Here is an 11,695-nt window from a genome sequence, read left to right on the forward strand (position 1 = left end):
CCGGGCGGGTGCGCCCGTGCAGGCGTCACTGCGGGTGCACCGCCTCCATGCCTTCGAGCAGCGCCTTGTGGAACGCGTCCGGGTCCTGGATCTGCGGCGCGTGCCCGAGCGCCGGGAATTCGACGAGCTGCGCGCCGGGAATCGCCGCCTGCGTGCGTTTTGCGAGCTCCGGGTAACGACCGAGCTTCGCGTGCACGTCGGGCGGCGCCACGTCCTTGCCGATCGCGGTCGTGTCCTTGTCGCCGATCAGCAGCAGCGTCGGCACGCGGATCGCGCCGAGTTCGTAGACCACCGGCTGCGTGAGGATCATGTCGTAGATCAGCGCGGAGTCCCACGCGACCGCGTCGCGGCCCGGACCGCGATACATGCCGGCGAGCATCTGCACCCAGCGCTCGTAGGACGGCGCCCACTTGCCCGCGTAGTAGGTCGCCTGCTCGTAGCGGCGGATGCCGTCCGCCGTCGTCTTCTGCTCGCGTGCATACCAGTAGTCGACCGACAGCGGCGGCACGCCGAGCGCCTTCCAGTCCTCGAGGCCGATCGGGTTCACCAGCACGAGCTGCTCGGTCGCCTTCGGGTACATCAGCGCGTAGCGCATCGCGAGCATCCCGCCCGTCGAATGGCCGACGATCGTCGCCGACTTCACGCCGATCGACTCGAGCAGCGCATGCGTGTTGCGCGCGAGCTGCTGGAAGCTGAACTGGTAGCGCTCGGGCTTCGACGATTTGCAGAAGCCGATCTGGTCCGGCGCGATCACGCGATAGCCGGCGCGGCTCAGCACGCCGATCGTGTCCTCCCACGTCGCCGCGCAGAAGTTCTTCCCGTGCAGCAGCACGACGGTGCGGCCGTTCGGGTGCGCCGGCTGCACGTCCATGTACATCATCTCGAGGGTTTCGCGCTGGGACACGAACGCATAGCGGTGCACCGGCTCCGGATAGGCGAAGCCTTCCAGGCGGGGGCCGTACACGGGCCCGTCGTTACCGGCCGGCGCCGGGACGGCGGCCGCGGCTGGCGTCGCGCATGCGGCAGCGACACCCGCGCCGAGCACGGCGGCGCGCGCGAGGGACAACATCTTGCAAATCGAAGGCATGGCGATCACGGTAATGGGAAATGCACGCGGGCAACCAGGCGGCTGCGCGCCCCGCGATTCTACGCGGTCGGGCTGACGACGGCGCGCAACACTCGATGACCGCGCGACTTCCGCGCACGCGACGATCTCGGGTATCGTGTGACGTGACCCTGAAACGCCTGCAGGCGAACGCTCATGAAAAACGTCCTCAGCATTCAGTCGCACGTCATCTACGGACACGCCGGCAACAGCGCGGCCGTGTTCCCGATGCAGCGCCTCGGCGTCAACGTCTGGCCGCTCAACACCGTCCAGCTGTCGAATCACATGCAGTACGGCCACTGGGCCGGCAGCGCGATCGACGCCGCGAAGATGGAGCAGCTCGTCGACGGGGTCGCCGCGATCGGCGCGCTCAAGCGCTGCGACGCGGTGCTGTCCGGCTTCGTCGGCTCGCCGGCGCAGGCGCGCGCGACGGTCGAGATCGTGCGCACGGTGAAGGCGATGAACCCGAACGCGTGGTACTTCTGCGATCCGGCGCTGGGCCAGACGGGCGGCATCCGGCCCGAACCCGGCGTCGAGGAATTCATCGTCCAGGAGATGCCGGCGCTCGCGGACGGCATGTCGCCGAACCACACCGAGCTGCAGAAGCTCGCCGGGCGACGCATCGAAACCGTCGCCGAAGCCGTCGACGCCTGCCGCGCGCTGATCCGCCGCGGCCCGAAGATCATCCTCGTCAAGCACCTGCACGACCGCAACAGCCCGGCCGACCGCTTCAACATGCTCGCCGTCACCGAGACCGAAGCGTGGATCGGCCAGCGCCCGCTGTATGCGTTTCCGCGCCATCCGGTCGGCGTCGGCGACCTCACCAGCGCCATCTTCGTCGCACGCCGGCTGCGCGGCGACTCGGTGCGCGCCGCGTTCGAGCACACGCTCGCGGCCGTGCACGCGGTCGTGAAGGCGACCTACGACGCGCGTCGCTACGAGCTCGAACTCGTCGCCGCGCAGGATGAAATCGCGCGCCCGAGCGAATGGTTCGGCGCGTGGGTGACGGACGCCTGACGCCGCCGCATCCGCGTCGCCGGCGCGCGCCATCTGCTTTTCTGTTGTCCTGCTGTCCTGCTGTCCTGCTATCCGCTTTCCCGCTGTCCGCATCCCCGCTTCCCTTGCATCACGACCGTCGGCCGTTGTCCGTTCAATGCCGCGCGTGCAAACGTTTCCGGACTTCACATGAATGACACCGAATACTCGCTATGCTCGCGGCGGCACGACTGGCGCAGCCGCATCCTGCGCCGCGGACGCGCCCGTTATTTCCCGCATGTCCCGCCAACCGGCTCCCCCTTTAACGCACGATAACGACCATGACCCGATCGAACCGTCGTGATTTCCTGCGCGTCGCCGCCGGCACTGCCGGCGCCGCCGCGCTGAACCTGTTCCCGCCCGTGATCCGCGATGCGCTCGCCATTCCCGCGAACCGCCGTACCGGCACGATCCGAGACATCGAACACATCGTGATCCTGATGCAGGAGAATCGCTCGTTCGACCATTACTTCGGCACGATGCGCGGTGTCCGCGGCTTCGGCGACCCGCGCCCGCTGCGCCTCGCGAACGGCAAGTCGGTGTTCCACCAGCCGGTCGGCCCGGCCGAACTGCTGCCGTTCCACCCGGGCGCCGACAAGCTCGGCCTGCAGTTCCTGCAGGACCTGCCGCACGGCTGGCAGGACATGCACGCCGCGTGGAACAAGGGCCGCTACGACCAGTGGGTGCCGAACAAGGGCACCACGACGATGGCGTACCTGAAGCGCGACGACATCCCGTTCCACTATCAGCTCGCCGATGCGTTCACGATCTGCGACGCGTACCACTGCGCGATCCCGAGCTCGACCGACCCGAACCGCTATTACATGTGGACCGGCTACGTCGGCAACGACGGCACGGGCGGCGGCCCGGTGCTCGGCAACGAGGAAAAGGGCTACGGCTGGACGACTTATCCGGAAGTGCTCGAACAGGCCGGCGTGTCGTGGAAGATCTACCAGGACGTCGGCACGGGGCTCGACGCGAACGGCTCGTGGGGCTGGACGCAGAACCCGTACATCGGCAACTACGGCGACAACGCGCTGCTCTACTTCAACCAGTACCGCAGCGCGCTGCCCGGCACGCCGCTGTACGAAAAGGCGCGCACCGGCACCAACATCAGCGCCGGCGGCACGCTGTTCGACGTGCTGCAGCAGGACGTGAAGAACGGCACGCTGCCGCAGGTGTCGTGGATCTGCGCGCCGGAAGCCTACTCGGAGCACCCGAACTGGCCGGCCAACTACGGCGCGTGGTACATCGAGCAGGTGCTGAAGGCGCTCGTGTCGAATCCGGACGTGTGGAGCAAGACCGCGCTCTTCATCACGTATGACGAAAACGACGGCTTCTTCGACCATGTGCAGCCGCCGTTCGCGCCGCAGTCGCGCGACAACGGGCTGTCGACGGTCGCGACGACCAACGAGGTGTTCGCCGGCGACGCGTCGCACATGGCCGGCCCGTACGGGCTCGGGCCGCGCGTGCCGATGCTGGTGGTGTCGCCGTGGACCAAGGGCGGCTGGGTCTGTTCGCAGACCTTCGATCACACGTCGCTGCTGCAATTCATCGAAGCGCGCTTCGGCTCGCAGTACGCGGTCACCGCGGCGAACGTGTCGCCGTGGCGCCGCACGGTGTGCGGCAACCTGACGTCCGCGTTCGACTTCGCGACGCCTGACGCAAGCTGGCCGCAGCTCCCGGACACGAGCGGCTACGCGCCGCCCGACCGCAACCGTCACCCCGACTACATCCCGGTGCCGCCGGTCGTCCAGCATCTGCCGAAGCAGGAGGCCGGCCTGCGTCCGGCGCGCGCGCTGCCGTATGAACTGTTCGTGCACGGCCGGATCGACAACGCGAGCGGCCAGTTCCGGCTGACCTTCGCGAACACCGGCACCGCGGGCGCGGCGTTCCAGGTTCAGGCGCGCAATCGCGTCGACGGCCCGTGGACCTACACGGTCGACGCCGGCAAGCGGCTTTCCGACACGTGGAGCCCGGCGCCGTCGCTCGGCCTGTACGACCTCGACGTTTACGGCCCGAACGGCTTCTATTGCCACTTCCGCAGCCCCGCCGCGTTGGCGGTCGGCCCCGCGAGCGTCAACCCCGAGGTGATCTACGGCTACGACGTCGCGAACGGCAACATCACGCTGCGCCTGATGAACCGCGGCCACAAAACCGTGCGGCTCAAGGTGACGAACGCATACGGCCACGGCCATGCGCGTGAGTTCGACCTCAAGCCGGGCACGCACGTCGACGACTACTGGGACCTGCGCGGCAGCAACGGCTGGTACGACCTGACCGTCAGCGACGGCAAGCCGCTCGGCTTCCAGCGCCGCTTCGCGGGTCACGTCGAGACCGGCCGCCCGAGCACCAGCGACCCGGCCATCCGCACGACCTCGGCGCACGACGACGCCGAAGCCGCATCGGACGCGCTGTCCGACTGACGGCTCTCATGACGCGGCGCGGCCCCGGCGGGCCGCGCCGTGTTCGAACTCCGCTCCGCCGCCCGCCTCCCCGCCCGTCGCGCTCGCGACGGGAAACTCCCGATACCGGCCGCCCGCGCTCGCGTGGAAGCTGTGCGCAAATCCGCACCGAATGCGCGGCAAATTGCCAAGACCCGCACATATCGGCGACCTATATATCGAGGCGATCGGGGCTCCTCGCAGAGCCTGACGGGAGATTCTTCCGGGAAGCATCAGCATGCCGACCTCCCCGCCCGATTCCGAGAAGCGGTCGAACCGCCCACCCGTCGCACGCGCCCGGCCCGCCGGCTGCGTGCGGTATCCACCCGCTGGTGTAAGAACAAGAGGAACGAACATGAAATTGCGTCATTCCCTGTTGTCGGTATCGGTCGTATCCGCGGTAGCTCTCCTCTCGCAACAGGCCGCTCAGGCGGCCGACTCGACCGACGTCAAGGTCGGCTTCGCCGCGCCGCTCACCGGCGTGAACGCCGGTTACGGCAAGGATCTCCAGAACGGCGTGCAGCTCGCGCTCGACGATGCGGCCGCGCAGAAGATCCAGATTGCCGGCAAGCCCGCGCACTTCAACCTCGTCGTACAGGACGACCAGGCCGACCCGCGCATCGGCGTGCAGGCGGCCCAGGCGCTCGTCGACCAGAACGTGTCGGTGGTGGTCGGCCACTTCAACTCGGGCACGACGATTCCGGCGTCGGTGGTCTACGACAAGGCCGGCATCCCGGTGATCGACCCGGCCGCGACCAATCCGACGCTCACGTCGCGCGGGCTCGCGAACATGTTCATGGTGATCGCGACCGACGGCCAGAACGCCGGCAACGCGGGCAAGTACGCCGTGGACGTGACCAAGGCTAAGCGCATCGCGATCATCGACGACCGCACCGCGTTCGGCCAGGGCGAGGCCGACGAGTTCGAGAAGGCCGTGAAGGCGGCCGGCGGCAACATCATCGGCCGCGAGTTCACCAGCAACCAGGCGGTCGACTTCCGCGCGCAGATCACGAGCCTGAAGGGCAAGAATCCCGACCTGATCTTCTTCGGCGGTCTCGACTCGCTCGCCGCGAACTTCATCAAGCAGATGCGCCAGCTCGGGCTGAACGCGCAGTTCGTCGGCGGCGGCGGCGTGAAGGACAACGAGTTCATCAAGATCGCCGGCCCGGCCGCGGAAGGCGCGATGGCGTGGGAATACGGTCGGCCGCTCGACGAGCTGCCGCAGGGCAAGGATTTCGAGCAGCGGTTCAAGAAGCGCTTCGGTGTCGACGTGCTGTCGTATGCGCAGTTCGGCTACGACGCGGCGTGGGCGGCGATCAAGGCGATGCAGGCGGTCAACTCGACCGATCCGAAGGTCTATCGCCCGGCGTTGAAGAAAGTCGACTTCGAAGGTGTCACCGGCCGCATCTCGTTCGCGAGCGACGGCTCGCTGAAGAGCGGGATGTCGACGCTGTATCAGGTGAAGAGCGGTGCGTGGAAGACCATCGTGACGAAGGGAGGCTGATCGAGCGGGATGGGCGGCCTGGACAGCCAGGCCGCCGGGGCGCGGGCGGTGGCGGGAACGCCGCCCCGCCTTCACACGCGCGATGCGGATACCGACGGATGGGTAGCCGGCAATATAACGATCGGCGCAATGGCGCCGATCTTATACGATGACTGATGTTAATGCGGTGATATTCGCCGTCGCCCGCGGCAATGCGCGGGCCGTCTCGTCAGCTGGCCTGCGTATCGCGTTCCGCCTCGGCCGCCTCGTGCGCACGGCGCAGCCGCTCGCGGCTGTTGGTCAGGTGCGTGCGCATCGCGGCACGCGCGGCTTCCGGGTCGTGACGCGCGATCGCCTCGTAAATGTCTTCATGCTCGTGATTGAGCCGGCCGACATAGCGCTCGAGGTCGTCACCGGCGAAGCGCGCCGAATTCACGCGCGTGCGCGGAATGATCGACGCGCCGAGCTGCGTCATGATGTCGACGAAGTAGCGGTTGCCGGTGGACTGCGCGATCTGCAGGTGGAACTGGAAATCGAGCTGGGCCGTGTCGCGGCCGCCGCCCGCCCCCGACGCGATCGCGTCGAGCGCACGCCGCAGCGCGGCGAGGTCGGTATCGTTCGCGCGCTGCGCCGCGAGGCTCGCGCATTCGCTTTCGAGGCTGATGCGCAGCTCGAGCACGGCAAGCACGTCGCGCAGCGTCGTGATGGTCGCGGGATCGATGCCGAGCGTCTGGCGGCGCGTCGGTTCGAGCACGAAGCTGCCGATGCCGTGGCGCGTCTCGACGAGGCCGCTCGCCTGCATCCGCGAGATCGCTTCGCGCACGACCGTGCGGCTGACGCCCTGCGCCGCCATGACTTCAGTTTCGGTCGGCAGCTTGTCGCCGGGACGCAGCGTGCCGTTTTCGATCTGCGCGGTCAGCGCGTCGACGACATCTTGTGCGAGGCTGCGTGCGCGACGGCGCGGCGCTGCGGGAAGCGTGGGCACGGACATGAGGCCGGTTCCTTTTTGAATGATCGTAATGTGAGCCGAGGGTTTACGCGGGGTTTGAGCGAACGCCGATGATTCATTATACTGCGTCACAAGTCATCCGACGACTGATGATCGAGCCACGGATCTCCTGTCGACCGAGGCCGGCGTACAAGCACCTGCCAGGTCCCGTGGTTCGCGATCGGCCGACATTCGCGCTTCTGCGCGGCTGCCGGCGCCCGGTTTCACGGTCGACCGAAGCGCGCATCCGCGTTTGTTCCGGTCTGCCGCGACACAGGCATCGAGCGGGTCGCCCCCACCCTTTCGGGTTGCTGTCGACATGCGGGGCTTGCGCGCCGCGCACGTCGGTTGTCGAATGATCGCACCTCCCGCCGCGCGCGGCAAAGCTTTTGCCGCACGGCATTGCCCACTCTTTCGCCATCGCCGCCATGAACGCCGTCACTGCCTCGCCTTCCCACGACACGCCGCGCATCGTCGACCTGCAAGCCATTCCGGTCGCCGGCCACGACAGCATGCTGCTCAACCTGAGCGGTGCGCACGGCCCGTTCTTCACCCGCAACCTCGTGATCCTGAAGGACAGCGCGGGCCGCACCGGCATCGGCGAGGTGCCGGGCGGCGAAAGCATCCGCCGCACGCTCGAGGATGCGCGCGCGCTCGTCGTCGGTCAGCCGGTCGGCAACTACCATGCGGTGCTCAACGACGTGCGGCGCACCTTTGCCGACCGCGACGCGAGCGGCCGCGGCCTGCAGACTTTCGACCTGCGCACCACGATCCACGCGGTCACCGCGCTCGAGGCCGCGCTGCTCGACCTGCTCGGCCAGCATCTCGGCGTGCCCGTGGCCGCCCTGCTCGGCGAGGGACAGCAGCGCGAGCGCGTCGAGATGCTCGGCTACCTGTTCTACGTCGGCGACCGCACGCAAACCGCGCTGCCCTACCGCGATGGCCGCGGCGCGACCGACGACTGGACGCGCGTACGCGACGAGGCCGCGCTGACGCCCGAGGCGGTTGTGCGCCTCGCCGAAGCCGCGCATGCGCGCTACGGGTTCAACGACTTCAAGCTGAAGGGCGGCGTGTTCGAAGGCGCACGCGAGGTCGAAGCCGTGACGGCGCTCGCCGAGCGCTTCCCCGAAGCGCGCGTGACGCTCGATCCGAACGGCGCGTGGTCGCTCGACGAGGCCGTGCGGCTGTGCCGCGACCTGCATCACGTGCTCGCGTATGCGGAAGATCCGTGCGGTGCGGAAAACGGCTACTCCGGCCGCGAGGTAATGGCCGAATTCCGCCGCTCGACCGGGCTGCCGACGGCGACCAACATGATCGCGACCGACTGGCGGCAGATGGGCCATGCGGTGCAGTTGCAGGCGGTCGACATCCCGCTCGCCGACCCGCACTTCTGGACGATGCAGGGCTCGGTGCGCGTCGCGCAGATGTGCCGCGACTGGGGCCTCACGTGGGGCTCGCATTCGAACAACCACTTCGACGTGTCGCTCGCGATGTTCACGCACGTCGCGGCAGCCGCGCCCGGTCAGGTCACCGCGATCGACACGCACTGGATCTGGCAGGATGGCGAACGGCTGACGCGCGAGCCGCTGAAGATCGAGAACGGGCTCGTGGAAGTGCCGAAGCGTCCGGGTCTCGGCATCGACATCGACATGGATGCGGTCGCGGTCGCGCACGAGCTGTACAAGCAGCACGGCCTCGGCGCGCGCGACGATGCAGCTGCGATGCAGTATCTGATTCCGGGGTGGACGTTCAACAACAAGCGCCCCTGCCTCGTGCGCTGATTGCGGGACGAGCCGGGCGGCGGGTCCGCCCGGTCGAAAGACTAGCCGGCCGCACCTGCCCAGCCAGGCCTAGCCGGCCGCCCCGATCCCCCGCGCCATTCCCGACGCGGCGAGCACGATGACCATGACGAGCACGGCCTGCCAGTGGCCGATCCGCACGTAGGTGCGTGCGCGGTCCAGATCGGGCATCTGCTGCTGCCGCGCGGCGATGCGCCAGCGGATCAGCCCGAGCATCGGCACGATCTCGAGCAGCAGGATCAGCACGAGCGCGGTCATCTTGAGGTGAAAGAGCGGCTCGTGAAGGTAATACGCGGCGCCCTTCTCGAAGCCGCCGAACGCGCGCGTGAGTCCCGTCGCGATCAGCACCAGCGCGGACAATCCCCAGGCCGCGTCGGCCTTGAACACGCCGGGCAGGTCGGCGGCCTGCGCCGACGCGATGAGCCGGCGCAGCGCGCGGTTGCGCCCCGCGATCGCGGCGAACGCGACGCCGAACGCCATCAGGTGAACGGCTGCCAGCAACCAGCGAACGATCATTGCGCCTCCTTGTCGCCCGCGCGCCGCGCAGGCCTTGTCAGACGATCTGCTTGAGCGCGGCGTCGAGCGCGAGCACCGCGACGCGGTCGCCCTCGGTCGCGAGCGGCGCGCGCATCACGATCTGCCGGTTATGACCGACGGCCGCCGGCGAATCCCACAGCAGTTCCACCTTCGGCCGCCGAAACAGGCTGCCGCGACGCGGCTGCACGGCGGCCGCCTGCGCACCCTGCTCGGCTTCGGCGACCGCGCTCCGGCCGGGCCAGCGGACCGACAGTTCGCGCGCGTCGTACTGGCCGACCTTGCGGCTCTCCATCCAGACGATCGCGGTACGCGTGAGCGTATCGAGCGAGATCGCGTAGCGGCCGACCGCGAAGCGGCGCGCGGCCACGTTGGTGCGCCACAGCGGCCGCGGGCGGCACATCCACACGATCGCCGCATACAGCGCCGGCGCGGCGACGAGCCAGCCGTTGGTCGCCGTCACCGCGTGCAGCGCACGGCGCCAGCCGGCCGCCCACGCGAACGCGCCGATCGACCACACGGCAAACAGGAAACCGATCAGCGCGAAGACCCGCAGCGCCTGTCGCAGCCACTGCGGCAGCGGATGGAACGGCCGCTCGGCGCGCGCGACGGCGCCCGGCAGCGCGAGCAGCAGGAAGATCAGCACGAGATAGACGAACGCCCATGGCGACGACACCATCGCCGACAGCGACGCGCGATAGCCCATCTGGGACATCGAGAACAGCCAGCGCGCGAGCAGCACGAGACCGATCGCGCGCAACGCGAAGATCACGCCGGCGCCGGGGGCCGGCGCTGCGCGCGTGGTTTTCGATCTCGCCAAGACTGCTCTCCTCTCGATGTTCGTGCGGGGCCGGATTTCGCGGCACGGCCATTATAGGGACATTACCGTCTGGACAGACGGCCGGATGGCGTGCCGGACCGCTTCCGGGGCCGTTCGCGGCGCCGGGCGCGGCGAGAATACAACAGATCGGCGCCGCAGATGTGACAACGCCCCGCCGGTGACCCGGACGGGGCGTCGATGACGGCCTCAGCCGCAGTGCGGCCGGCGCTCCGGCATCAGCTTGCGTTGACTTCGCGCAGTACCGTGCGGCGCTTCTGGCGCAGCAGTTCTTCGTAGCCCTTCACGTAGTTCTGCGCCATCACCTTCGACGAGAAACGTGCTTCGAACGCGGCGCGCACCTTCTCGCGCGGCAGCGTATCGAGGCGCTTGAGCGCCGCGACGGCCGACAGTTCGTCTTCGACGACGAAGCCCGACACGCCGTTTTCGATCACTTCCGGCACCGAACCGCGCTTGAACGCGATCACCGGGGTGCCGCAGGCCATCGCCTCGATCATCACCAGGCCGAACGGCTCCGGCCAGTCGATCGGGAACAGCAGCGCGTGCGCGTTGCCCAGGAATTCGGTCTTTTCCGACTCGCTGATTTCGCCGATGTATTCGACGTGCGGCAGCGCGAACAGCGGCTTGATCTTCTCTTCGTAGTACGCGCGGTCGGCCTTGTCGAGCTTCGCGGCGATCTTGATCGGCAGGCCGGCCTGCTCGGCGATGCGAATCGCGGTGTCGACGCGCTTCTCCGGCGAGATGCGGCCGAGGAACGCGAGGTAGCTCGGCTTCACGTTCGGGATCGGCGTCAGCAGGTTTTCCGGCAGGCCGTGATACACGGTCGACAGCCAGTTCGCCTGCGGCAGCGGGATGCGCTGGTTGTCGGAGATCGACACGACCGGCACGTCGCTGAACGCGTTGAAGATCGGCTGCAGTTCCGGCAGGTCGAGACGGCCGTGCATCGTCGTCAGATGCGGGACCGGCTGGCGCGAGAACAGCGAGAACGGGTAGTAGTCGATGTGGCAGTGCAGGACGTCGAACTCTTCCGCACGGCGGCGCACCTGCTCGAGGAGCAGCATGTGCGGGGCCATCACGTCGCGGATCGTCGGGTCGAGGCGCAGCGCCTGCGGCCAGCACGCTTCGAGCTTCGCCGACGTTTGCGAATCGCCGCTCGCGAAGAGCGTGACGTCATGCCCCATCTCGACGAGAGCTTCGGTGAGGTAGGACACCACTCGCTCGGTACCACCGTACAGTTTCGGGGGCACCGCTTCGTGCAACGGAGCGATTTGGGCGATTCGCATGCGTAACTCCTAAAAAATCGGCTAAAAACCAGGTATGGGTCGGCAACCTGCCGGCGGTCCGGGCTGGATGCATGTCGTCCGAAAGTCGGACGAATCAGCCTGCCGGGGGCGTCGAACCCGCGCTGCTCAAGGAGCGTCGGCGACGCGACAGGCATAGAACGTTTGAAACGAAGACCCGTTGACAGG

At 68.2% G+C, this 11,695-nt stretch carries 9 protein-coding genes; 4 read left to right on the forward strand and 5 right to left on the reverse strand.

Annotation, left to right across the window (positions count from 1 at the left end):
* Positions 1–25: 25 nt before the first annotated feature.
* Positions 26–1,087 carry an alpha/beta fold hydrolase gene (locus WS87_RS12230; protein ID WP_059815967.1) on the reverse strand — a complete coding sequence of 354 codons (1,062 nt, stop codon included), beginning with the start codon at positions 1,085–1,087 and terminating at the stop codon, positions 26–28.
* Between the two features lie 174 nt (positions 1,088–1,261).
* Between WS87_RS12230 and pdxY the strand changes: the two genes are divergently transcribed.
* The 3 genes from pdxY to WS87_RS12245 all read left to right on the forward strand — a co-directional run bounded on the left by pdxY (position 1,262) and on the right by WS87_RS12245 (position 6,088).
* Positions 1,262–2,122: a pyridoxal kinase PdxY gene (gene pdxY / locus WS87_RS12235; RefSeq protein ID WP_059523664.1), complete on the forward strand. Its 861-nt coding sequence runs from the start codon at positions 1,262–1,264 to the stop codon at positions 2,120–2,122.
* A 299-nt stretch (positions 2,123–2,421) separates the two neighbouring features.
* Complete coding sequence (locus WS87_RS12240; RefSeq protein WP_059815970.1) at positions 2,422–4,566, forward strand: phosphocholine-specific phospholipase C; 2,145 nt, start codon at positions 2,422–2,424, stop codon at positions 4,564–4,566.
* Between the two features lie 373 nt (positions 4,567–4,939).
* A complete protein-coding gene (locus tag WS87_RS12245; RefSeq protein ID WP_059523668.1) occupies positions 4,940–6,088 on the forward strand; it encodes a branched-chain amino acid ABC transporter substrate-binding protein in 1,149 nt (382 codons plus the stop codon).
* A gap of 208 nt (positions 6,089–6,296) precedes the next feature.
* On the opposite strand, the gene WS87_RS12250 is transcribed toward WS87_RS12245, so the two are convergent.
* Positions 6,297–7,058 carry a FadR/GntR family transcriptional regulator gene (locus WS87_RS12250; RefSeq protein ID WP_059815973.1) on the reverse strand — a complete coding sequence of 254 codons (762 nt, stop codon included), beginning with the start codon at positions 7,056–7,058 and terminating at the stop codon, positions 6,297–6,299.
* A 425-nt stretch (positions 7,059–7,483) separates the two neighbouring features.
* Here WS87_RS12250 and gudD point away from each other — a divergent pair, with 425 nt between their 5' ends.
* Positions 7,484–8,836: a glucarate dehydratase gene (gene gudD / locus WS87_RS12255; RefSeq protein WP_059815976.1), complete on the forward strand. Its 1,353-nt coding sequence runs from the start codon at positions 7,484–7,486 to the stop codon at positions 8,834–8,836.
* A 69-nt stretch (positions 8,837–8,905) separates the two neighbouring features.
* Here gudD and WS87_RS12260 read toward each other — a convergent pair whose 3' ends face one another.
* The 3 genes from WS87_RS12260 to WS87_RS12275 form a co-directional block, all read right to left on the reverse strand.
* A complete protein-coding gene (locus WS87_RS12260; RefSeq protein WP_059815980.1) occupies positions 8,906–9,370 on the reverse strand; it encodes a DUF2214 family protein in 465 nt (154 codons plus the stop codon).
* A 37-nt stretch (positions 9,371–9,407) separates the two neighbouring features.
* Positions 9,408–10,208 (reverse strand): hypothetical protein, encoded by an 801-nt coding sequence (locus WS87_RS12265; RefSeq protein WP_059815984.1) that lies wholly within the window; start codon positions 10,206–10,208, stop codon positions 9,408–9,410.
* Between the two features lie 236 nt (positions 10,209–10,444).
* Complete coding sequence (locus WS87_RS12275; protein ID WP_059523676.1) at positions 10,445–11,509, reverse strand: glycosyltransferase family 4 protein; 1,065 nt, start codon at positions 11,507–11,509, stop codon at positions 10,445–10,447.
* Positions 11,510–11,695 lie beyond the last annotated feature (186 nt).

It is taken from the genome of Burkholderia sp. MSMB0856 (genome assembly GCF_001524645.2).
In the GTDB taxonomy this organism is placed as follows: domain Bacteria; phylum Pseudomonadota; class Gammaproteobacteria; order Burkholderiales; family Burkholderiaceae; genus Burkholderia; species Burkholderia diffusa.